22 protein-coding genes and 1 riboswitch are annotated in these 20,795 nt (G+C 66.1%); of the genes, 12 read left to right on the forward strand and 10 right to left on the reverse strand.

Features of this window, described 5'->3' with window-relative positions; all coding sequences use genetic code 11:
* Positions 1 to 2: 2 nt before the first annotated feature.
* Positions 3 to 1,187, reverse strand: a complete 1,185-nt coding sequence (metZ, locus tag OE747_RS02055; RefSeq protein WP_263826941.1) for an O-succinylhomoserine sulfhydrylase — start codon at positions 1,185 to 1,187, stop codon at positions 3 to 5.
* A gap of 67 nt (positions 1,188 to 1,254) precedes the next feature.
* Positions 1,255 to 1,332: riboswitch (SAM riboswitch) on the reverse strand.
* 145 nt (positions 1,333 to 1,477) lie between these two features.
* Here metZ and OE747_RS02060 point away from each other — a divergent pair.
* Both OE747_RS02060 and OE747_RS02065 read left to right on the forward strand, forming a co-directional pair.
* Positions 1,478 to 2,407, forward strand: a complete 930-nt coding sequence (locus OE747_RS02060) for a hypothetical protein (protein ID WP_263826942.1) — start codon at positions 1,478 to 1,480, stop codon at positions 2,405 to 2,407.
* 28 nt (positions 2,408 to 2,435) lie between these two features.
* On the forward strand, positions 2,436 to 3,134 hold the full coding sequence (locus OE747_RS02065) for a glutathione S-transferase N-terminal domain-containing protein (protein ID WP_263826943.1): 699 nt from the start codon (positions 2,436 to 2,438) through the stop codon (positions 3,132 to 3,134).
* A 110-nt stretch (positions 3,135 to 3,244) separates the two neighbouring features.
* Here OE747_RS02065 and OE747_RS02070 read toward each other — a convergent pair whose 3' ends face one another.
* A complete protein-coding gene (locus OE747_RS02070) occupies positions 3,245 to 3,775 on the reverse strand; it encodes a peptidoglycan-binding domain-containing protein (RefSeq protein WP_263826944.1) in 531 nt (176 codons plus the stop codon).
* Positions 3,776 to 4,025: 250 nt separating this feature from the next.
* On the opposite strand from OE747_RS02070, the gene OE747_RS02075 reads away from it, so the two are divergent.
* Together OE747_RS02075 and OE747_RS02080 are read left to right on the forward strand one after the other, a co-directional pair.
* Positions 4,026 to 4,349: a 2Fe-2S iron-sulfur cluster-binding protein gene (locus OE747_RS02075; protein ID WP_263826945.1), complete on the forward strand. Its 324-nt coding sequence runs from the start codon at positions 4,026 to 4,028 to the stop codon at positions 4,347 to 4,349.
* On the forward strand, positions 4,349 to 5,281 hold the full coding sequence (locus OE747_RS02080; protein ID WP_263826946.1) for an FG-GAP repeat domain-containing protein: 933 nt from the start codon (positions 4,349 to 4,351) through the stop codon (positions 5,279 to 5,281). Before OE747_RS02075 ends, OE747_RS02080 begins: the two co-directional genes overlap by 1 nt.
* 5 nt (positions 5,282 to 5,286) lie before the next feature.
* Here the strand turns inward: OE747_RS02080 and OE747_RS02085 are convergent, their stop codons facing one another.
* From OE747_RS02085 to OE747_RS02100, 4 genes are all read right to left on the reverse strand, one after another.
* Positions 5,287 to 5,901 (reverse strand): LuxR C-terminal-related transcriptional regulator, encoded by a 615-nt coding sequence (locus OE747_RS02085; protein ID WP_263826947.1) that lies wholly within the window; start codon positions 5,899 to 5,901, stop codon positions 5,287 to 5,289.
* A gap of 190 nt (positions 5,902 to 6,091) precedes the next feature.
* A complete protein-coding gene (purD, locus tag OE747_RS02090; RefSeq protein ID WP_263826948.1) occupies positions 6,092 to 7,354 on the reverse strand; it encodes a phosphoribosylamine--glycine ligase in 1,263 nt (420 codons plus the stop codon).
* A gap of 164 nt (positions 7,355 to 7,518) precedes the next feature.
* A complete protein-coding gene (locus tag OE747_RS02095; protein ID WP_263826949.1) occupies positions 7,519 to 7,938 on the reverse strand; it encodes a nuclear transport factor 2 family protein in 420 nt (139 codons plus the stop codon).
* Positions 7,939 to 8,050: 112 nt separating this feature from the next.
* Complete coding sequence (locus OE747_RS02100) at positions 8,051 to 9,811, reverse strand: adenylate/guanylate cyclase domain-containing protein (RefSeq protein WP_263826950.1); 1,761 nt, start codon at positions 9,809 to 9,811, stop codon at positions 8,051 to 8,053.
* A gap of 199 nt (positions 9,812 to 10,010) precedes the next feature.
* Here OE747_RS02100 and OE747_RS02105 point away from each other — a divergent pair, with 199 nt between their 5' ends.
* The 3 genes from OE747_RS02105 to OE747_RS02115 all read left to right on the forward strand — a co-directional run bounded on the left by OE747_RS02105 (position 10,011) and on the right by OE747_RS02115 (position 12,730).
* A complete protein-coding gene (locus OE747_RS02105) occupies positions 10,011 to 10,397 on the forward strand; it encodes a lysozyme inhibitor LprI family protein (RefSeq protein WP_263826951.1) in 387 nt (128 codons plus the stop codon).
* 210 nt (positions 10,398 to 10,607) lie between these two features.
* Positions 10,608 to 12,089 (forward strand): exodeoxyribonuclease VII large subunit, encoded by a 1,482-nt coding sequence (gene xseA / locus OE747_RS02110; protein ID WP_263826952.1) that lies wholly within the window; start codon positions 10,608 to 10,610, stop codon positions 12,087 to 12,089.
* On the forward strand, positions 12,089 to 12,730 hold the full coding sequence (locus OE747_RS02115) for a glutathione S-transferase family protein (protein WP_263826953.1): 642 nt from the start codon (positions 12,089 to 12,091) through the stop codon (positions 12,728 to 12,730). Before xseA ends, OE747_RS02115 begins: the two co-directional genes overlap by 1 nt.
* A 74-nt stretch (positions 12,731 to 12,804) precedes the next feature.
* On the opposite strand, the gene OE747_RS02120 is transcribed toward OE747_RS02115, so the two are convergent.
* Together OE747_RS02120 and OE747_RS02125 are read right to left on the reverse strand one after the other, a co-directional pair.
* Entirely contained in the window at positions 12,805 to 13,197 is a 393-nt protein-coding gene (locus tag OE747_RS02120; RefSeq protein ID WP_263826954.1) for a hypothetical protein, read from the reverse strand.
* A gap of 33 nt (positions 13,198 to 13,230) precedes the next feature.
* Complete coding sequence (locus OE747_RS02125) at positions 13,231 to 14,229, reverse strand: alkane 1-monooxygenase (protein ID WP_263826955.1); 999 nt, start codon at positions 14,227 to 14,229, stop codon at positions 13,231 to 13,233.
* A 112-nt stretch (positions 14,230 to 14,341) separates the two neighbouring features.
* Here OE747_RS02125 and OE747_RS02130 point away from each other — a divergent pair, with 112 nt between their 5' ends.
* From OE747_RS02130 to OE747_RS02150, 5 genes are all read left to right on the forward strand, one after another.
* Positions 14,342 to 14,980, forward strand: a complete 639-nt coding sequence (locus OE747_RS02130) for a lysoplasmalogenase (protein WP_263826956.1) — start codon at positions 14,342 to 14,344, stop codon at positions 14,978 to 14,980.
* Between the two features lie 61 nt (positions 14,981 to 15,041).
* Positions 15,042 to 16,217 (forward strand): signal recognition particle-docking protein FtsY, encoded by a 1,176-nt coding sequence (ftsY, locus tag OE747_RS02135; RefSeq protein ID WP_263826957.1) that lies wholly within the window; start codon positions 15,042 to 15,044, stop codon positions 16,215 to 16,217.
* Between the two features lie 94 nt (positions 16,218 to 16,311).
* Positions 16,312 to 17,214 (forward strand): DMT family transporter, encoded by a 903-nt coding sequence (locus OE747_RS02140; protein ID WP_263826958.1) that lies wholly within the window; start codon positions 16,312 to 16,314, stop codon positions 17,212 to 17,214.
* A 19-nt stretch (positions 17,215 to 17,233) separates the two neighbouring features.
* Positions 17,234 to 17,845, forward strand: a complete 612-nt coding sequence (locus tag OE747_RS02145; RefSeq protein WP_263826959.1) for an inner membrane-spanning protein YciB — start codon at positions 17,234 to 17,236, stop codon at positions 17,843 to 17,845.
* Between the two features lie 163 nt (positions 17,846 to 18,008).
* Positions 18,009 to 18,677 carry a Crp/Fnr family transcriptional regulator gene (locus tag OE747_RS02150; RefSeq protein WP_263826960.1) on the forward strand — a complete coding sequence of 223 codons (669 nt, stop codon included), beginning with the start codon at positions 18,009 to 18,011 and terminating at the stop codon, positions 18,675 to 18,677.
* Between the two features lie 172 nt (positions 18,678 to 18,849).
* On the opposite strand, the gene OE747_RS02155 is transcribed toward OE747_RS02150, so the two are convergent.
* Positions 18,850 to 19,218 (reverse strand): nuclear transport factor 2 family protein, encoded by a 369-nt coding sequence (locus OE747_RS02155; RefSeq protein WP_263826961.1) that lies wholly within the window; start codon positions 19,216 to 19,218, stop codon positions 18,850 to 18,852.
* A 70-nt stretch (positions 19,219 to 19,288) separates the two neighbouring features.
* Positions 19,289 to 20,779 (reverse strand): DegQ family serine endoprotease, encoded by a 1,491-nt coding sequence (locus OE747_RS02160; RefSeq protein WP_263826962.1) that lies wholly within the window; start codon positions 20,777 to 20,779, stop codon positions 19,289 to 19,291.
* Positions 20,780 to 20,795 lie beyond the last annotated feature (16 nt).

The following is a 20,795-nucleotide window of genomic DNA, read 5'->3' on the forward strand; positions in this document are numbered from 1 at the left end:
CTTCAGGCCTGCTCCAGCGCCTGCCGCAGATCCGCCAGCAGATCGCCCACATCCTCCAGCCCGACCGAAAACCGGATCAGCCCCGGCGTGATCCCCAGCGCCGCGCGCTGCTCCTCGCTCAACCGCTGATGCGTCGTGGTCGCCGGATGGGTGGCGATGGACTTGGCATCGCCCAGGTTGTTCGAGATCACCGGGATCGTCAGCGCGTTCAGAAAGCGGAACGCCGCCGGTTTGCCGCCCTTGAGGTCAAACGACAGAACCGTGCCCCCCTTGCCGCCCAGTTGCGTCTGCACCAGCGCGTTCTGCGCATGGCTCTTCAGCCCCGGATAGAGCGTGCGCGCCAGCGCCGGATGCCCCTCCAGCGCCTCGGCCAGCTTCTGCGCCGTCTCGGCCTGCGCATTGACGCGCAAGGCCATGGTCTCGATCCCCTTCAGCATGATCCAGGCATTGAACGGGCTCAGCGCGCCGCCGGTATGTTTCAGATAGGGCTCCACTGTGCCCCGGATGAACTCGCGGCTGCCGATGATCACCCCGCCCAGCGCGCGACCCTGCCCGTCGATATGCTTGGTCGCGGAATAGACCACCACATCGGCGCCCTGCTCGATGGCGCGCGAGAAGACCGGGGTCGAGAACACGTTGTCCACCACCACCTTGGCGCCCACCGCATGCGCGATCTCGGCCACGGCGGTAATGTCGATCACCTCCAGCGTCGGGTTCGACATGCTCTCGAAGAACACCGCCTTGGTGCCGGGCCGCACCGCCGCCCGCCATTGCTCCAGATCGGTGCCATCGACGAATGTCACCTCCACCCCGTAGCGGGTCAGGATATTTTCCAGGATATAGAGGCACGAGCCAAACAGCGCCTTGGCCGACACCACATGGTCGCCCGCCTTCAGCATCGACACCAGCGCGCCATTGACCGCCGCCATGCCCGAGGCAGTGGCAAAGGCATCCTCGCCCCCCTCGAGCGCGGCGATGCGCTCCTCAAACATCGCCACCGTCGGGTTGCCATAGCGGGCATAGATGAACTCGTCCGGCCCGCATTCGATGAACCGCGCCTCGGCCTGTTCCGCGGTCTCGTAGACAAAGCCCTGCGTCAGAAAGATCGCCTCGCTCACCTCGCCCCACTGGCTGCGGCGGGTGCCGCCATGGACCGCCTGTGTGCGCTTGCTCCAATCCGTGCTCATATCCGTTCCTTTCGGCCCCGGAACCAGAAGGGCAAAGAAAAACCCCAATCGCGGGTCAAGCGAAAGGGGGTCTTTCATCCTGACCTTTTAGCGGTGATGTTTAGCGTGGCCCGCAATCCGGTAACAAATCGCCACGTGGTTCCTGGGCAAGGCGTTTACGCCCGCCGCCCGGTTCCGTCAAGCCCCGCAACGGCACCGTCACACAGATGTAATCGCTGCTTCATCCGCGCTTCATAGGCTTTTGCCAAGGCATATCCACAATATCTTGGGTGCGAGGCAGGCCGATGCCGATGATCAGGATCAATCTGACGCAGAGCGGTGCGCATCTGCACGACAGCCCCCGGCCCCTGGCCCCGGTGCTCCGGTCTGCAAGCCGGGTCGACGGGCCGGTGATCGTGATGACGCACGGGTACCGGTACCAACCCGGCAACCCCAGGATCTGCCCCCACCGCCATATCCTGTCGCTCGACCCGGAACCGCAGCCGCATCCGGCGCCCAGCTGGCCCGGCGGTCTGGGCTTCGGCCCGGCCGAGGACACCCCCGGCCTCGCCATCGCGCTGGGCTGGGACGGGTCCGGCACGCTCTGGCAGGCGCGCCGCCGCGCGCTTCTTGCCGGTCAGGCGCTGGCTGGACTGTTGATCCAGATCCATCGGGAACGGCCCGACCGACCGATCCATTTCATCGGTCACTCCATGGGAGTCGAGCTGGCGCTCGCCGCCCTGCCCCTGCTGCCCCCCGGCGCCATGACCCGGATCATCTCGATTTCCGGCGCGGTCTATGCGGGACAGGCGCAACAGGCTCTGCAGAGCCCCGCCGGACAGGCGGCGGAGTTCATCAACGTGACCAGCCGCGAGAACGACCTCTTCGACTGGCTTTTCGAGCGCGCGGTCGCACCGCCCCATCGCCGCGACCGCGCCATCGGCGCCGGGCTCGACCTGCCCAACGCGGTGACCCTGCAACTCGACTGCGCCGATACGCTCACCCACCTGGCGCGGCTGGGCCTCGCGGTCGCCGCCCCCCAGAGCCGGGTCTGCCACTGGTCGGGCTATCTGCGGCCCGGCGCCCTGAGCCTCTATCGCCACCTGCTGCGCCAGCCGCACTGGCTTACCCTCGACCGGCTGCGCCATGGCCTGCCCGCGCAGCCCGCGCCGCGCTGGTCACGCATCCTTGCGCCCGTCCCGGCCCGCCCGGCCTTGCCCTTTGCGCCAAATGCCTCATGATCCCCTGTGCAGAGCGCACGGAGGATCCATGACCCAGCCCATCGAACTCTACTACTGGCCCACACCGAACGGCTGGAAGATCGCCATTGCGCTGGCCGAAATGGGCCTGCCCTACAACCTGCACCTGGTGAATATCGGCAAGGGCGACCAGTTCGACCCCGAATTCCTGAAGATCGCCCCCAACAACCGCATGCCCGCCATCATCGACCCCGGTGGACCGGACGGCGCGCCCATCCCGGTGTTCGAAAGCGGTGCCATCCTGATGTATCTCGCCCGCAAGACCGGGCGCTTCTATGGCCAGACCGAACGCGACCGGATCGCGGTCGAGGAATGGCTGATGTGGCAGATGGGCGGCGTCGGCCCGATGGCGGGCCAGGCACATCACTTCCTTAAATACGCCCCCCAGCTCGACCCGCCGCAGGACCTGCCCTATGCCAAGGACCGCTACCGCGCCGAGGTGGCCCGCCTCTACGGCGTGCTCGACCGCAGGCTGGCCGCAAACGAATACGTGGCGGGCGATTTCTACTCCATCGCCGACATGGCGATCTGGCCCTGGGCCTCGCTGTGGAAAGGCCAGCAGCAGAGGCTCGACGACAAGCCGCATTTCGCCCGCTGGCTCGACGCGGTCGGCGCCCGCCCCGCGGTACAAGAGGGCCGCGGCCTGATGATCGAGCTGCGCGCCGACCACCGCGACAAACAGGCCCAGGATCTGCTGTTCCGGCGCTGACCGGCCCGCAAACCCGCCCCGCATCCTTCACTTTGCTGAAAATACTCCGGGGGTGAATTGGCCGCAGGCCAAGAGGGAGCAGCGCCCCCTGCCCCCTCAGCACATCCCGGCTAACCCTCGACCTGCACCGCCACCAGCCCCAGCTTGCGCGCGGCGGCCAGCGACAGGATACCGCTATCGAGCCCCTGCGGCTTCTGATAGCGGCGGATGGCGGCGCGGGTGCGGCTGTCCATCTCGCCGCTCACCGGCCCCCGGTACATCCCACGCGCGGACAGCGCCCGCTGCACCGAGGCCACGAATTCCGGCGTCATGTCCTGTTGGCAGGGGGTTTCGAACCAGGTCTCCTTGCGCTCGCGCACGATCTCCTGCCGGGTCTCGGTCTTGTAGATCGCCGGGCGCAGCACGGTACCGTCGCTCTGCACTTCGGCCGGCTGCATCAGCACCTGATGGGTGACCGTCTCGATGATCGCGGGTGTCACCTGCTTGCCCCAGCAAGTGCCGGGCGCGGCGCCCGGCGGCGCCACCTGGGTAAACCGGCTGACCTCGGGCTCGGCCAGCGCCTCGACATCGGGAAGGGCACCGGAACAGGCGGCCAAACCGGCCAGCGCAAGCGCGCAGAGAACGGGAAACACTCGGATCATGCTCGGGCCTCTGAGGGGCGTTTTGCCGACACTCTAGCGCATTTCCACCCGCCACGCAAAGCCCGCCCGCCGCGCGGGCAGGGAGCGGATTGGCGTCATTCTGTGCCTCATCACATCCACCAATCGGAACATAAGGCGAACAAACAGGCAGAAAACCCAGACACGCCACCAGAGGTCGCAAATGAGGCTGGCGCGCCCTAAATGGCTTGTCTAAGGAGTTTGCGGAACGTCACAGAGGAACACCCGAGCGATGGCAAAGATCACCTATATCGAGCATAACGGCACCGAGCACACCGTCGAGGTGGCCAATGGCCTGACCGTGATGGAAGGCGCGCGCGACAACAACATTCCTGGCATCGAGGCCGATTGCGGCGGCGCCTGCGCCTGTTCGACCTGCCATGTCTATGTCCATCCCGACTGGGTCGAGAAGCTGCCCGCCAAGGACGACATGGAAGAGGACATGCTTGATTTCGCCTACGAGCCCGACCCGGCCCGCTCGCGTCTGACCTGTCAGGTAAAGGTCACCGATGCGCTCGATGGCCTTGTGGTGCAGATGCCCGAAAAGCAGATCTGATGCGCGGCGCGATGCCCGGCCCGGCGCTCGCGCGCGTCCCCTCCGGCATCGCACGCCTGTTTGGCAAGGCGCCGCGCCCACCGTCGCGCCCGTGGCCCGCGCGGGCCCGCGGCGCGGGGCTGGCGTTTTGCCTGTGGCTGGCCGGGCAGGCGGCCACCGCCTGCGAAGCCCGCTATCCCGAGCGCAGCCTGCCAGGCCGCGCGGTCGAGGCCGCCTTCTCCAACCGCAGCGCCACCGGTCGGCACGAGGCCTGGGCGCCCCGCGACGCAGACCTGCGCCTCTTTGCCGCCTATGCGGTGAAGACCGACGAATACGGCCACGGTGTGCTGGGCGGGCTGCGCGACGCCAAGGCGCTGACCATCCATGTCTCCCGCCCCGGCGACCCCCGCATCACCTGTCCGGCCGAGGTCACCCTGCCTCCCGGCCATGTCTTCGAGGACATCGCGCCGCGTCTGGCCGATCTCGACGGCGACGGGATGCCCGAGGTGATCGTTGTCCGCAGCAGCGCCAGCGAAGGCGCCCGACTCGAAATCTACGACCGGCGCGCCCGGCTCGTGGCAGCCACCCCCCATATCGGCACCCGGTTCCGCTGGCTGGCCCCCGCTGGCATCGGCGACCTTGACGGCGACGGATACATGGAAATCGCCTATGTCGACCGCCCGCACCTGTCCAAGACCCTGCGGATCTGGCGCTACCGCGACGGGGCGCTGACCGAACTCGCTGCCCTGCCCGGTCTCAGCAACCACCGTATCGGCGAGGAATTCATCACCGGCGGCCTCCGAAATTGCGGCACCGGCCCCGAGTTGGTGCTGGCCAGCGGCGACTGGCGCCAGGTCATGCGCGTGCGCCACGCGGTTGGCTGGCAGGTCCAGCCGCTGGCCAGCTTCAGCGCCGATGCCATGGCCGCCGCGCTCGCCTGCAAGGGGTCCTGATCGCCCTACGGCCCCGACTGAACGATATGCTGCCCCTCGATATCGCCCAGCGACTGGAACAGCGCCGCGGTATTGCTGACCCCGAATTTCTTCAGCAGCCGCGCCCGATGCACCTCGACCGTGCGATAGCTCAGCTCCAGCTCGCGCGCGATCTCCTTGCTGGTCTTGCCCTCGCCGAGCAGAGAATAGACCTCGCGCTCGCGCCGGGTCAGCGGCTGGTACCGGCGGATCTCCGACAGGTCGGCAAAGGTCCAGACCGCGCGGCCAAGTGGATCCTCGGGGGTAAAGGTCTGGCCTCGCACCCGGCACCAGAACAGCTCGCCATCGCGCCGCCGCATCACCCGCTCGTCCCAATACAGGTTGCCCTCGCCCAGCTCCTTGTCGCCCCGGTGCAGGACATTCTGGAACTCCTCGTCCGAGGGGTAGAGAAACACGAAAAGCCGGTCCAGCAATTCGGACCGCCCATAGCCGAACATCGAACAGAACCGGTGATTGACCTCGCGGATCACCCGCGCCTCGGTCACCACGATGCCCACCGGCACCCAGTCAAAGGCCAGCCCGCGCAGATCGCGCGTGGCATAGGCCTCGTCCAACACCTGCTTGTCGATCGGTCCCGGCATCTTCGCTCTCCTCGCCCGGAACCATACGTCGCAACCGCGGCAAATGAAAACCTCTCACCGCAGCCGAGACGCACGCGAAAGGCACACGAAACACACGGGGCCAAAAGCACAACCAGCCCCATCCTCTTGCCGAAAATATCCCGGGGGAGGCGCCCGGAACGGGCGGCGGGGGCAGAGCCCCCAACTTACCTCAGAGCGCGCGCCAGCCGATGTCGCGGCGATAGAACCCGCCCGGCCAGTCGATCGCCGCGACCATGGCATAGGCCCGGTCGCGCGCCTCACCCAGGCTATCGCCGCGCGCGGTCACATTCAGCACCCGGCCGCCGGTGGCCACAATCGCGCCCTCCCGCGCAGCGGTACCCGCATGGAACACCATGTTGCGACTATCCTCGGGAAGCGCATCCAACCCCTTGATCTCGCTGCCCTTCTCATAAGATCCGGGATAGCCGTTTGCGGCCATCACCACGGTGATCGCATGATCGTCGGACCAGTTCACCTGCGCCTCGCCCAGCCGCCCCTCGGCGGCGGCATGCATCAGATCCATCGCCTGCGCGCCCAATCGCAGCATCAGCACCTGGCATTCCGGGTCGCCAAAGCGCACATTGTATTCCACCAGGCGCGGCGCCCCGTCCTTGATCATCAGCCCGGCATAGAGCACACCCTGGAACGGCATGCCGCGCCGTGCCATCTCGGCCATGGTGGGGCGCACGATCTCGTCCATCGCGCGCGCCTCGACCTCGGCGCTCAGCACCGGTGCCGGGGAATAGGCGCCCATGCCGCCGGTATTGGGGCCGGTATCGCCCTCGCCCACCCGCTTGTGGTCCTGCGCGGTGCCGATGGACAGCACCGTCTCGCCATCCACCAGCACGAAAAGCGAGGCTTCCTCGCCTTCCATGAACTCCTCGATCACCACCTCGGCCCCGGCGCCGCCAAAGGCGCCGCCCAGCATGTCGTCGATCGCCGCCAGCGCGGTCGCCTCGTCCATTGCCACGATCACGCCCTTGCCGGCGGCCAGCCCATCGGCCTTGATCACGATGGGCGCGCCCTGCGCCCGGATGTAATCCTTGGCAGGCCCCGCCTCGGTGAACCGCGCATAACCCGCCGTCGGTGCCCCGGCGGCATCGCAGATCTCCTTGGTGAAACTTTTCGAGGCCTCCAGCCGCGCCGCCGCCTCGGACGGGCCAAAGACCAGGAAACCCGCCTCGCGCAGCCGGTCGGCCACGCCCACGGCCAAGGGCGCCTCGGGGCCGACGATGACAAAGTCGATGGCGTTCTCCTCGGCGAATGTCGCCACCAGCCCGCCATTCATGATGTCGAGATCGGCGCATTCCGCGATCTGCGCGATCCCCGCATTGCCCGGCGCCACGATCAGCTTGTCGCATTTGGGGTTCTGCATCACCGCCCAGGCCAGCGCATGTTCGCGCCCGCCGCTGCCGAGAATGAGGATGTTCATCGGGATCTCCACGCATTGCCGTCGCGCGCGGTCTACCCCCCGGAACCGCCCCCTGCAAGGGCGACACCGTCACACCCCGCGCCACCCCGCCAGAACCAAGGTACTTGGCGATCCGTTCCGCACGAAATCCGCTACGACGGCGTTAACCGGAACGTCGGCAGCATTCAACGCAACTCCTCCGGAACAGGCTTGTCCGCCCCGGCCTGATCCCATGCATGCGCCGCGATCGACCAGTTCCCGTCCGATTTCACCAACAGGTAACCACTTATGTCGTGGTTCACGTCCTCGCCGTTCTCGAGCAGTTCCGACATCGCAAGCACCACGGCAACATTGCCGAAACGAAGGATCTGCATACCGCGCGTATGCTCTTCGAAGGCATGAAGGTTCTTGCGCGCTACGGTCTCCATACGATCAATGAAGGCGTCAAGCGACCGCGCCACAGCTGGGCGCGCGGCCCCCACCAGGATGGCGCCTTCCAGGAAATCCGCCCGGAAACGGTCCCAATCGGGCGCCGATTCGTTACCCCATTTCATTGCCTCGAAATGCGACCCGACGAGCGCGCAGATTTCGGCTTCGTCATCCATATCATGACCTCCGGCAGGAATACGTTCCGGGCCACACTATCACGAAACCGCATTTTCTCGCAGCACCCGGCACCTGAAAGCTCCGTTTTTGGCCCACTCCCGCGGAACCGCTTCAGAACAGCCCCGATTTCCTCAGCCCCGCCACCAGCAGCGCATTATGCTCGGGAAACCGGTAAAGCGTCAGGCGCCCGGCAACGATACTGTCAAGAAAGGCGGGCGCGAAACCGGCAAGCGCCTCGGCATGGGGCCGCGCCTCCTCGGGCCGGCCCAGATGGGCCGCCGCCGCAATCATCAGGGCCCGCCTGATCGGGGCACGTGGCGTCATCTCGATCGCCCGTTCGCCCCACCGGCGGGCCTCGATAAAATCACCCTCGGCAAAACTGGCCTGGGCCAGCGCCAGGTATGCGTCTCCAACCCAGATATCGGCATCCCTCGGCGAGAGCCGCAGCGCCAGCAACGCGTGTTCCCTCGCGTCTTCGGTGCGCCCTACCAGCGACTCATGCCAGGCCATGAAGAAGAGGTTCAGCGCAAAGTTCGGGTTGAGCTCAAAGGCACGTCTGAAATCGGCGGTGGCCGCATCATAGTCATGTCGAAAATGGCGGATCATACCCCGCGCCGCCAGCGCTCTCGGATCGGACCTGTTGTTCTGGAACAGCCGATCCGCTGCGGCTTCCGCATGTCGCAACGATTCCTCGGGCGCTTCACCAAACTGGTAAAGGTACCGGATTGTATAGACATAGGCCTGGATCCAAAGCGCTTGCGTGTTGCGCGGATCAAGTTCCAGCGCCCGCCGGGTAAGCTCCAGAACCTTATCATGGCCCTCGCTGTCGGAAAATGCACCTTCCTGGAACGTTGCCTGCGCCTTTAGCGCCAGATCGTAGGAACTGATGTCGATACCCCGCGCGCGCCCCGCGCGCTCCAGTTCGGCCTTGTTGATCTGCGGTGCGATCGCGCCGACGACGCTGCTGGTGATCTCGTCCTGGAGTTCGAATACGTCCTCGATATCGCGGTCATAGCGCTCCGCCCAGACATGAGCGCCGGTTTCGCAATCAATCAGCTGGGCCGTGATGCGCACACGACTAGCCGCGCGGCGCAAGCTGCCCTCCAGCATGTACCGTACACCGAGACCCCGGGCCACTTCGCTATGCGTGACGGGCCGACCCTTGTAGGAAAATGATGAATTGCGGGCTATCACGAACAAGTCGGGGAACCGCGACAGCTCGGTGATGATATCCTCGCAGACCCCGTCGCAAAAGTATTCCTGCTCCGGGTCGGCGGACATGTTCTGGAATGCGAGAACCGCGATCGAGGGTTTCCTCTGGACCGGACCGGGCGCTTGCGCCTGAACGAACGGCGCAGTGCCTTCCAGGTCGATGGCATAGGCATGTACCGGCGACGGTATGTTCTTCAGACTCAGCTTGCCCAGATCGACAAACGAAAGCCCGACCTTGCCCCGGACCTGGCTTTGAACATCCGCCGAAACAACGATACCGCCGGGCTCGGCCTGTGCCTCGAGGCGCGCCGCAATGTTCACCCCGTCACCGTAGATCTCTCCATCATCGACGACGACATCCCCGACATGAATACCGATGCGGTAGCGAATGCGCTCCTCCACGGTGCCGGTTTCTATCCTGCCCACGGCGTCTTGAATCAGGGCTGCGGTCTCGACAGCCTCCACGACACTCGCGAAAAGGACCAGCAACCCGTCCCCGGTCAGCTTTACGATCTTGCCACCCCCCCGCAGGATCGCGGGGTCAAAAACATCCCGGCGCATATCTTTCAACCGGGCAATCGTCCCGGCCTCGTCTGTCGCCATCAACCGCGAATACCCGACCATATCGGCGGCGAAGATTGCTGCAAGCCGGCGTGACACCTGAAAACCTTTATTTCCCATCAAGCGTGAAATCCACGTCGAATGGTACATTTGACCGGCTTGGCATTCAAAGCCCTATTCTCGCATGGCAAGACGCCCGCCACTCACCACAACCGCGACCGGGATACTGCATGCCCTCCAAGACACAGGCGAAGGTTTTCGATACTCTGCTCCCCATAGGCTCAAAAGAGGTTCCCCAATGAATAAGACGGTCGCGATCTTTACGTTCTTCTTCTGTACACCCCTCCCTGCATTCGCCGACCCCGCCTCTGAATGTGGCGGCGGCAGCCAGGTCGAGACCGGCGCCTGCGTGGCCGACACGCTGACCCGCGTCGATGCGACGGTCGAGCTCTATCTCGGCTTTGCCATGACCGCCGCGCAAGAGCTGGACGAGGTGACCGGCCGCAAGGTCGCCGCACCGGCGCTGACCGCCGCGCAAGACGCCTGGGCTGCCTATCGCGATGCCCATTGCGAATATGTCGGCGCAACCTTCGGCGGCGGGTCGGGCACCGGCATCGGGATCAATTCCTGCCGGATCGAACTGGGCCGCGACCGCGCCCGCGATCTGATCCGCTACACCCAATAACCCCAGAGGACAGGCCCCGTAGGGTGGGCAGTCTGCCCACCTCCGACCGTCCGATATCACCTCCACCACCGCCAACAACCGGTGTACAAAACGGTCAATCGCCCTCTGGAACCCTGTACAAAACGGTCAAAACACAGCCTTCGCGCGATCCGCTTGGCCTTCTCCCCCGACCGGTCTAATCTGTCCGGGCAGGCAAATCAGGACACGGACATGGACCTTCTCGACGACCCCCAACCGGGACAGAACATGCCCGAATTCACCGTATCCGAGATCTCGGGCGAGGTGAAACGCGCGCTGGAAAGCAGCTTTGGCCGCATCCGGGTGCGCGGCGAGGTCGGGCGCGTGTTCCAGGCCCGCTCCGGCCATCTCTATTACGACATCAAGGACGACCGTAACGTGCTGGCCTGCACCACCTGGAAAGGCCAGGTCGCCAGCCTTTCGGTGGTGCCAGAAGAGGGGTTGGAGGTCGTCGTGACCGGCCGCCTGACCGCTTTTGGCGCCCAGTCGAAATACAATCTCAACGTCGACGAGGTCGCCGTCGCCGGTCAGGGCGCGCTGATGGCGCTTCTGGAAAAACGCAAGAAAGCCCTTGAATCCGAAGGACTTTTTGCGCCCGAGCGCAAGCGGCCCCTGCCCTATCTGCCACAGATCATCGGCGTGATCACCTCGCCGCAGGGGGCGGTGATCCGCGATATCCTGCACCGGCTGCGCGACCGCTTTCCACGCAAGGTGCTGATCTGGCCCGTGGCCGTGCAGGGCGCCAATTGCGCCCCCGAGGTGGCCCGCGCCATCGACGGGTTCAACCGGCTCACCCCCGGTGGCGCGCTGCCCCGGCCCGACCTCTTGATCGTGGCGCGCGGTGGCGGCTCGATCGAGGATCTCTGGGGCTTCAACGAGGAAATCGTCGCCCGCGCGGCAGCCGCTAGCCAGATCCCGCTGATTTCGGCCGTGGGGCACGAGACCGACACCACGCTGATCGACTATGTCTCCGACCGCCGCGCCCCCACCCCCACCGCCGCCGCCGAGATGGCCGTCCCCGTCCGCCTCGAACTCTTGGCCTGGACCGGCGAACAGGGCGCCCGCCTGTCGCGCGCGGCCTCGGATGCGGTGCAGCGCCGCGCCCAGCGCCTGCGTGACCTGTCGCGCGCCCTGCCCACCGGAGAAAGCCTTTTTTCCGTTCCAAGACAACGGTTTGACCGGATCGCCGACAAGCTCGACGGCGCCCTGGTGACCGGGGTTCAGCGCCGCCGCCTGCGCCTGGCCGAGCTCTCCGCTCCGCTGCGCCCTACCAGCCTGCGCGCCTTGGTGACCGCCCGCCGCGACCACCTCGCCCATCTCGGTTCCCGCCTGTCGCCGCGCGCGCTGGACCGCGAGATCGTGGCGCAGGGCGACCGGCTGACCCGTCTGTCCGATCGCTTGCAGGCCGCCCAAACCACCCGCGTCGACCGCCTGCGCCAGCGGCTCGACGCCACCGACCGTCTGCGCATCCAGCTCAGCTACAAGGCCACGCTCGCGCGCGGCTACGCCGTCGTGCGCGACGATCAGGGCACGCTTCTCACCACCCGAGCAGAGGCGGCCAAGGCCGCCGCCCTCCAGATCGAATTCGCCGATGGCACGCTCGACACCGGCGCCGCCCCGGCAAAAGCCCCCAGATCAAGACAGAAACCGCCCGAACAGGGCTCGCTTTTCTGATGCTGACGATCTGGGGCCGCAAGACATCCTCGAACGTGCAGGCGCTGATGTGGTGCGTCGGTGAACTCGACCTGCCCCATATCCGCCATGACGCAGGCCACCGCTATGGCGGGCTCGACACGCCCGAGTTCGGCCGCCTCAATCCCAACCGCACCATCCCGGTGCTTCAGGACGGGACCAACCCGCCGATCTGGGAAACCGGCGCCATCCTGCGCTATCTCGCCGCCCGCTATGGCAAGGACAGCTTCTGGCCCGCCGATCCCATCCGCCGCGCGCGGGTCGATCAATGGGCTGAATGGGCCAAGCTGAACGTGGCCCAGGCCTTCACCACCCCTGTCTTCTGGCGCGTGGTCCGCACCGCCCCACAGCAGCGTGACCCCGTTGCCATCGCCCAGGCCCTGCAAGAGCTGGAGGCGAAACTTGCCCTCGCCGACACCCAGCTGTCGCGCCACGCACATCTTGCCGGAGACGCCTTTACCCTGGCCGATATCCAGCTCGGCCATATCCTCTATCGCTACTACGACATCGACATCACCCGCGCACCGCTGCCGCATCTGCAACTCTACTATCAACGCCTCTGCGCGCGCCCGGCTTTCCGCCAACACGTGATGATCTCCTACGAAGAGCTTCGGGTCACCTGAGCCCCTTCATTTCGCTGAAAATACTCCGGGGGAATCGCCACAGGCGATGGGGGCAGCGCCCCCCCTGCCCGGCCTCAGACCCCGACATCCGGCCCGTAACAGAGCATCTCTTCGCCGATCTCCTCGGCCTCGTAGAGTTCGGTCTGGGTCGGATCGCCCTCGAACTGCGCCACCAGCCCACGGCCGGTATCGCGAAACACCCAGCATTGCGGGTCGAACCGGTCCTCGTAGACGAAACAGATCTGCCCCGCCTGTTCGTACCAGACGCCTTCCTTGCACTCGCCATCCAGGAACGACCAGATCACCCGCCGCCCGGACATGTACCGCTCGACCCCATAGGCGGTGCCGTCAAAACCATAGAACAGCGTCTTGCCCTGTGTATAGCGGTCGAACTCATCCGCCGACATGACAGGCTGCGCCAGCACCGGCGGCGCCAGCATCGCAAGAATCAGGGCCAATCGCATCATGCGTTCAAGTTTGGCAGAAGCCGCCGCCGGGGGCTACTCACACTTCCCTGTGACCGCGTGAACCCGGGGGTCCATCACCCGCCGCCAGAGCGGCGGCACGGTGGCCAGAACCGCCATGATCGGCATCGCATAGGGCCATTGCGGCATCTCGGGATCCAGCCGCAGCGCCGCGAAATCGCGGGCCGGGTTCTGGTGGTGATCGGAATGGCGGGGCGCGTTCAGCATCATCGCCGAACTGTACCAATGCGGCGCATTCCAGGAATGCTGCGCGCGGGCCGGTTCGTATTTGCCATTGGCCAGCGTTTCGCGCCGAAGCCCGTAATGCTGGATGTAATCGGCCAGCAGCAACTGTATCTGCGCGTAACCCGCCAACAGCAGCAGCACCAGCACCCCGCGCCCGCCCGCCAGCAACCAGGCCACCGCAAGCATCGTCGCCGCCCCTGCCAGATAGGCCCGATAGGGGGTCGCGCCCCGGCCCTGCCGCAATGCGCGTTCGGCCGCCAGTCCGGCCCGGAACGACCCGACCCAGGCGCGCGGCAGAAAGGCCCAGAACCCCTGACCCAGACGGGCCGAATTCGGATCGCGCGGGGTGGCCACCCAGAGGTGATGCACCCGCATATGGGCCGAGCTGTGGTGACCGAACAGCAGGCTGACATAGATCGCCGCCCCCAGCCAGTGCTGCCATCGCTCGCCCCGATGGATCAGTTCATGCGCGTTCGAATTCGACACCTGCCCGAAACACAGCGCCACCGCCACACCCAGCGCCACAGCCTGCACGCCGCTCAGCGGCCCCTGCGCCAGCGCCGGGATCGCCAGCACCAGCAGCGCGAAATGCGCCCCCGCCAGCACCATCGGCAAGTCCCGGGCGGCCGCCCAGTCGGCCGCCGCCAGCGGCCGCACCGGCAGCTTGTCCATCACCGCCACATAGACGGTCATCCAGATCAGCGCGCCCCAAGCCCAGCCGCCTCCGAGCAGACAGGCGGCACCCAGCACCGCATAGGGCGACAGGCTGGCAAGGATATAGCGATACATGCGGGCTCCCTCGGTACCGGTGCTTCTGCTTAACATCGCGTCAGCCGCGCGAAAATCCCCTTGCTCGTCCGCTGCAGCCCACGTCAACTGGACCCAAAGACCGGAGGACCCCATGAGCCACACCCTGTTCTGGATCGCCGCCGCCTGCGCGCTGGCCTATCTGGCGCTGACCGCCCGCCCCGCCAGCCTGATGCGCAGCGCGATCAAGACCGCCTCGGTGGCGCTGCTGGCGCTGATGGCGCTGGTCGCGGGCGGCCCCATGCTGCTGGTGCTGGCGCTGGCCCTTTGCGCGCTGGGCGACTGGCTGCTCTCGCGGGAGACCGAGGCCACCTTCATGGCCGGTGTCGGCGCTTTCGCCGCCGGTCACCTGGCCTATGCCGCCCTGTTCCTGACCCATCCCGCCAGCGAGACCGCGCGGCTCGCCTCAGTGTGGCCACTGGTGGCGGGCCTCGCGGTGCTGGGGCTGGTGATGGCCAGCCTGCTCGGCCCCCGTGCGGGCGCCCTGCGGGCGCCGGTGCTGGCCTATATCCCCATCATCCTCGGTATGGGTCTGGCCGCGCTGACCCTTCCACAGTCGGGCATGCTGGCCTGGGTGCTGCCTGCGGCAGCGGCGTTCATTGCCTCCGACATGATCCTCGCGACCGAGAAATTCCTGCTGCCGCCCGACCACCCCGCCCTGCGCCTCACCCCCTATCTGGTCTGGCCGCTCTACTGGGGCGCGCAGATGGGCTTTGCCCTTGCGCTCACCTGACCCTTTGCAACCGGCGCCAATCCGCATTAGGTGAGACAGGATCGCAAGCGGAGGGCCGGACATGGCGTTTTTCTCGAAACTCAAGGACCGTCTGTTCAAATCGTCCTCGAAAATCGAACAGGGGCTCGATGCGATTGTCGAGGATGGCGGGGTCGAGGAGACGGTTACCGCCGCTCAACCCGACCCGGTGATCCCCCAGCCCGACCCGGAACCGCAACCGGTGCCGGAACTGCCCGACACGCCCGAGATGCCGGAGCCGCAACCGGTTGACCCCGCCCCGGCGCCGATGCCGCCCGAGGCGCCACAACCAATCGACCCGGCCCCGCCCGCGGAAAGCACCCCAGGCCGTGGCCTGCTCGGCCGCCTTTTCGCCCGCCCCGGCGGCGCGACCGTGGTCCGCCGCACGCTGGACGACGACATGCTGGAACAGCTCGAAGAGCTGCTGATCGCCGCCGACATGGGCGTCGACACCGCCCTGCGCGTCACCGCCAACATGGCCGAGGGGCGGATGGGGCGCAAACTCTCGACGCAAGAGATCAAGGAATTGCTGGCGCAGGAAATCACCCGCATCATGGAGCCGGTCGCCCGCCCGATGCCGCTCTACCCCAAACGCCCGCAGGTGGTGCTGGTGGTGGGCGTCAACGGTTCGGGCAAGACCACCACCATCGGCAAGCTCGCCAGCCAGTTCAAGGCGGCCGGCAAGAAGGTGGTGATCGCCGCGGGCGATACCTTTCGCGCCGCCGCTGTCGAACAGCTCCAGGTCTGGGGCGACCGCGCCGGCGTGCCGGTGCTGACCGCGCCCGAAGGCTCGGACCCCGCCTCCCTCGCCTTCGACGCCATGACCCGGGCGCAGGCGGACGGCGCCGACCTGTTGCTGATCGACACGGCGGGCCGGTTGCAGAACCGCGCCGACCTGATGGAGGAACTGGCCAAGATCGTCCGCGTCATCCGCAAGAAGGACGACACCGCCCCCCACAATACGCTCCTGGTGCTCGACGCCACCACCGGCCAGAACGCGATCAGCCAAGTCGAAACCTTCCAGAAACTGGCCGATGTCTCGGGCCTGGTGATGACCAAGCTCGACGGCACCGCCAAGGGCGGCATTCTTGTTTCGCTGGCCGACCGCTTTGGCCTGCCGATCCATGCCATCGGAGTGGGCGAACAGATCGACGATCTGGCCCCCTTCGACCCTCAGGACTTCGCCGCCGCCTTGACCGGGCTCGATACACAGGCATGACGCCCCTCCCCCTTCATTTCGCCAGAAATACTCTCGGGGGGTCCGGGGGGCAGACAGCCCCCCGGCGCTGGCCCCGGAACACTCCCCCGCGATCATGAGCAGCTGGCTCGTCTCGCTCGAAGGTACCGCCGCCGGTCACGATCTGGCGCTGGGGCTGGCCTTGATGGCGGCCTTTCTGCACGCGGTCTTTGGCGCGCTTCAAAAGGGTCGGCACGATCCCTGGCTCAGCCGGGGCGCCATCGACGGCGCCTATGCGCTGATGGCCGCGCCCTTTGCGCTCTTCGTCGTGCCCTGGCCGGAACCGCATATGTGGCTCATCTTCGCCACCGCCTGGCTGATCCATGTCTTCTACAAGCTGTTTCAGGCCATGGCCTATACCCGGGGCGCCTATACGGTGGTCTATCCGGTGGTGCGCGGCACCGGGCCGCTGTTTACCGTGATCGGCGCCTACCTGCTGTTTGGCGAAACCTTTACCGGGCTGCAATGGCTGGGCGTGGCGGTGCTCCTGGCGGGGATCTTCGGGCTGGCAGTCTACAATATGATCTTTCTCGACACCGCGCGAGAAACGCTGATCCCCGCGCTGGGTCTGGCGGCGATCACCGGCCTCTTTGTGGCGCTCTACACCACCTATGACGCCTATGGCATCCGCGCCACCGCCGACCCGTTCACCTTTCTGGCCTGGTTCTTTCTGATCGACGGGCTGGTGTTTCCGGTCATCGCGGGCCTGCGCTGGCGGTCGATGATCCACCGGCCCGCCCCCGGCCCTCTGATCCTGCGCGGCTTTGCCGGAGGCATTACCGCCTTTCTCTCCTTCGGCGCCATCATGCTGGCCACAAGGCTCGACAAGGTGGGCGAGGCCGCCGTGCTGCGCGAAACCTCGACCGTGTTTGCCGCGCTGATCGGCTGGCTGGTGCTGAAAGAGACGGTTGGACCGCGCCGGATTGCCCTGATGGGGTTGATCGCAGCCGGTGCGGTGATAGTTGAGTTTGGAAGCTGAAAGAACGGACAAGGGCAGAATGACGGCGCAAAAGGATATCAACCCGATCATCAAGCAGGTGCTGGAACTGGGCCCTACCGTGGCCTTCTTCCTGATCTACCTGCGGCTCAGGGAGGACACGTTCAGCCTGGGCGGGACCGAGTATTCGGGTTTCATCGTCGCCACCTTGCTCTTTGTCCCGATCCTGCTGGTGGCCATTGCCGTGCTCTGGGGACTGACGGGCAAGCTCAGCCGGATGCAGATCTTCACCGCCTTCATGGTGATCTTTTTCGGCGGGCTCACCGCCTGGTTCAATGACGAGCGGTTCTTCAAGATGAAGACAACGCTGGTCTACGGTGTCTTTGCCATCCTGCTGGGGATCGGCCTCATGCGCGGGCGCTCTTACCTGGCTTATGTGCTGGGCGACGTGCTGCCGATGCGCGACGAAGGCTGGATGATCCTGACCCGCCGCCTCTGCGCCGCCTTCACCCTGCTGGCCCTGGCCAACGAGGCGGTCTGGCGCACGCTGTCGACCGACCTCTGGGTCAAGATCGAGACCTTTGGCTTTCCCATCGCTCTGATGGGATTCATCATGCTGCAATTCGGGCTGCTCCAGAGCCACATGATCGACCCCGAAGAGGGCGAGAACTGACCCTCGGGCGGGGTGCTCCCGCCCGTTGCCGAACCGCCTGCGGCGGCGCGGCGCCCGTTGGGCTCGGCGGTCGCGGCCGCCCCCGCAGGCCGCCACCGCCCCGTCCTCACTTGATTGTGACGCGGCCACCTCTTAGACCAATGGTCGAGGAGATCCGGTACCCATGATATCCCTGCCCTACAGTGGTTTTCTGGCCGAAGCATCGCCCCGGCTGCGGCAGATGCTGGCCGCCCAGGCCAGCGAGGTGCGGCTTGCGCGCGGGGAAGTTCTCTTCGAGCAGGGCGATACCGGCGATGCGCTCTATGCCGTGATCGACGGGGCGATGGAGGTCTCCATCCTGTCGTTCGACGGGCGCAAGCTGTCGCTCGACCTGCTCGCACCCGGTGCCGTCTTTGGCGAGATCGCCCTGTTCGATCCGGGCACCCGCACCGCCACGGTGACCGCCACCGAGCCCGCGCGGCTGCTGCGGGTTCTCAGTGCCGATGTCCTGCGCGAATTGTGCCATCACCCCGAACTGGCCATCGACATGATCCGCCTGGCCGGTCAGCGGATGCGGTGGATGGGACGGCAGTTGAACGAACAGGTGTTCCTTCCGGTCTCCACGCGGGTGGCGCGCAAGCTTCTGCACCTCGCCCCCCGCCAGGGCGCGCAGACCGGCGCGGTGCGCCTGTCGCAGGCGGAACTGGCGGAATATGTCGGTGCCACCCGCGAGGCGGTGTCCAAGACGCTCGCGGTGTGGAAACGCCAGGGCATTGTCGACGTGACCCGCGGCCATGTCTCGATCCGGGATGTCCCGACGCTCGAAGCCTTGGCCGATCTCGACCGGTTCTGAAAAATTTCCGCAGGTTGTGACATGGATCACAGCACCGACTCGGCCCGAGCGGCCAAAGTGTCCGTGGTTACCGTCCTGAGGTCGGGGGAGCATCCCCAGTGTTCCGTCCTATACCCGCCTCTTACCTGACTTGAGCCATGTGCCTCGGCACATGGCTCTTTTTCCTTACCGGTCAGTCAACCGCCGGTGTGTCCTGGCTGAACAGGTTGATCCAACCCCCCGCCTGCCGCCGCCAGATCGAGCTGACATACATCCGTTCGTCGCGATCACGTCCGACACGCCGGAACCGCGCCGCATAGCTGAGCACCGCACAATCCGGGCCCAGCTCGATCACCCGCGCGTCCGACAGCTCGAAGCTGGCCACGGTCGGGCCATCCGCCAGTTGACCTGCATGGGCGTCGCGCCCCGCAAAGCCATCGGAATAGACCCCCAGGAACTCGGGCGACAGCAATGCCGCATCCGCCGCGCCATCGCCCGATACCAGCGCCTGCCAGACCCGCGTTTCCTGCTCCAGCACCTCGTTCAGAAGATCCACCTGCATCCTGCCCTCCCTCACAACGGAAGACGGCCGGGAAATCCCCGGCCGTCCCTGACTTGCCTTGCCCTCTGGCTCAGTTGCCGAGACCCAGCGCCACAAAGCGCGGTTCGCCGCCGCGACGCACCAGCAACAACAGCGACTTGCGCCCGGCCTCGCGGGCCTCGTCGATGCGCGCCTCCAGATCGGACAGCGTGGTGACCTTCTGCTGGCCCGCCTCGGTGATCAGATCGCCCGCGCGCAGGCCTTTCTCAAAGGCCTCCGCGGTCTCGTCGACATTGGTGATCACCAGCCCGGTGGCATCTTCGGCAAGGCCCAGTTCCGCGCGCATCTCGTCGGTCAGCGTGCTGACGGTCAGGCCCAGGAACACTTGTTCACTGGCTTCCGGCTTGGCCTCTTCACCACCGGTTTGGGCGTTTTCACTCCGCTCGGCATCCTCGCGCCGACCCAGCGTGACCAGCACCGTCTGGGTGCTGCCGTCGCGCTGCACCACCACGCGCACCGATTTGCCGACCTCGGTCTCTCCCACGCGGCGCACCAGATCGCGGGTATCGCTGACCTCGGCGCCGTCAAAGCTCACGATCACGTCGCCCGCCTTCAGGCCCGCCTCTTTCGCCGGGCCATCCGGCACGTCGCTGATCAGCGCGCCACCGGCCTTGGCCAGGCCCATCGCCTCGGCCATGTCATCGGTCACGTCCTGAATGCGGACGCCCAGCCAGCCGCGACGGGTCTCGCCGTACTGGCGCAGTTGGTCCACGACCTTGGTCACCACGTTCGAGGCCATCGAGAAACCAATGCCGATCGAGCCGCCATTGGGCGACAGGATCGCGGTGTTCACCCCGATCACCTCGCCCTCCATGTTGAACAGCGGCCCGCCCGAGTTACCCCGGTTGATCGCCGCGTCGGTCTGGATGTAATCGTCATAGCTGCCGCTCAGCGCCCGGTTGCGGGCCGAGACGATCCCGGCACTCACCGAGAATCCCTGACCCAGCGGGTTACCCATGGCAATCACCCAATCGCCCACGCGCATGGTGTCTGAATTGCCGAACTTGACGAATTTCAGCGGGTTCGATGCCTCGACCTTCAACAAGGCGATATCGGTCTTCTCATCAGTGCCGATCACCTTGGCGGGCAGTTCCTTGGCGGGCTGCCCATCACCAGGAAAGAACTCGATCAGGATTTCGTCGGCCTCGGCGATCACGTGATTGTTGGTGACGATATAGCCGTCCTCGGAAATCACGAACCCCGAGCCCAGCGCGGAACTGCGGCGCGGCCGGTTGTTGTCGCCGTTGCGATCCTGAAAGTCGCGAAAAAAGTCCTCGAAGGGCGAGCCTTCGGGAACGATCCCCTGCGGCCCCGACCGGCCTTCGATCAGGGTCGAGGTGGTGATATTGACCACCGCCGGGCTGACCTTCTCGGCCAGCGGCGCCAGGCTTTCAGGCCGCGCCACGGCCATGAGCGTCTGCACCAGCACGAACAAGACAGTCAGCAACGCAAGCGCCATCAGCCTTGCGTTGGTGATCCTGTTGTCCCGCGCCACGGAAATACTGCGTGCCTTTGGCTGCACTGGAGGCCTCCTTGTC

Origin of the sequence: Ruegeria aquimaris, from assembly GCF_025751555.1 — a bacterium.
GTDB classification, from domain to species: domain Bacteria; phylum Pseudomonadota; class Alphaproteobacteria; order Rhodobacterales; family Rhodobacteraceae; genus Ruegeria_B; species Ruegeria_B aquimaris.

What these genes read in the sequence shown, in the direction of transcription:
- OE747_RS02105 (WP_263826951.1), top strand. Translation starts at nt 10,011, where the DNA reads ATGAATAAGACGGTCGCGATCTTTACGTTCTTCTTCTGTACACCCCTC.
- OE747_RS02115 (WP_263826953.1), top strand. Translation starts at nt 12,089, where the DNA reads ATGCTGACGATCTGGGGCCGCAAGACATCCTCGAACGTGCAGGCGCTG.
- OE747_RS02060 (WP_263826942.1), top strand. Translation starts at nt 1,478, where the DNA reads ATGATCAGGATCAATCTGACGCAGAGCGGTGCGCATCTGCACGACAGC.
- OE747_RS02065 (WP_263826943.1), top strand. Translation starts at nt 2,436, where the DNA reads ATGACCCAGCCCATCGAACTCTACTACTGGCCCACACCGAACGGCTGG.
- xseA (WP_263826952.1), top strand. Translation starts at nt 10,608, where the DNA reads ATGGACCTTCTCGACGACCCCCAACCGGGACAGAACATGCCCGAATTC.
- OE747_RS02095 (WP_263826949.1), bottom strand. Translation starts at nt 7,938, where the DNA reads ATGGATGACGAAGCCGAAATCTGCGCGCTCGTCGGGTCGCATTTCGAG.
- OE747_RS02085 (WP_263826947.1), bottom strand. Translation starts at nt 5,901, where the DNA reads ATGCCGGGACCGATCGACAAGCAGGTGTTGGACGAGGCCTATGCCACG.
- OE747_RS02080 (WP_263826946.1), top strand. Translation starts at nt 4,349, where the DNA reads ATGCGCGGCGCGATGCCCGGCCCGGCGCTCGCGCGCGTCCCCTCCGGC.
- OE747_RS02150 (WP_263826960.1), top strand. Translation starts at nt 18,009, where the DNA reads ATGATATCCCTGCCCTACAGTGGTTTTCTGGCCGAAGCATCGCCCCGG.
- ftsY (WP_263826957.1), top strand. Translation starts at nt 15,042, where the DNA reads ATGGCGTTTTTCTCGAAACTCAAGGACCGTCTGTTCAAATCGTCCTCG.
- OE747_RS02140 (WP_263826958.1), top strand. Translation starts at nt 16,312, where the DNA reads ATGAGCAGCTGGCTCGTCTCGCTCGAAGGTACCGCCGCCGGTCACGAT.
- OE747_RS02075 (WP_263826945.1), top strand. Translation starts at nt 4,026, where the DNA reads ATGGCAAAGATCACCTATATCGAGCATAACGGCACCGAGCACACCGTC.
- purD (WP_263826948.1), bottom strand. Translation starts at nt 7,354, where the DNA reads ATGAACATCCTCATTCTCGGCAGCGGCGGGCGCGAACATGCGCTGGCC.
- metZ (WP_263826941.1), bottom strand. Translation starts at nt 1,187, where the DNA reads ATGAGCACGGATTGGAGCAAGCGCACACAGGCGGTCCATGGCGGCACC.
- OE747_RS02120 (WP_263826954.1), bottom strand. Translation starts at nt 13,197, where the DNA reads ATGATGCGATTGGCCCTGATTCTTGCGATGCTGGCGCCGCCGGTGCTG.
- OE747_RS02070 (WP_263826944.1), bottom strand. Translation starts at nt 3,775, where the DNA reads ATGATCCGAGTGTTTCCCGTTCTCTGCGCGCTTGCGCTGGCCGGTTTG.
- OE747_RS02130 (WP_263826956.1), top strand. Translation starts at nt 14,342, where the DNA reads ATGAGCCACACCCTGTTCTGGATCGCCGCCGCCTGCGCGCTGGCCTAT.
- OE747_RS02145 (WP_263826959.1), top strand. Translation starts at nt 17,234, where the DNA reads ATGACGGCGCAAAAGGATATCAACCCGATCATCAAGCAGGTGCTGGAA.
- OE747_RS02125 (WP_263826955.1), bottom strand. Translation starts at nt 14,229, where the DNA reads ATGTATCGCTATATCCTTGCCAGCCTGTCGCCCTATGCGGTGCTGGGT.
- OE747_RS02155 (WP_263826961.1), bottom strand. Translation starts at nt 19,218, where the DNA reads ATGCAGGTGGATCTTCTGAACGAGGTGCTGGAGCAGGAAACGCGGGTC.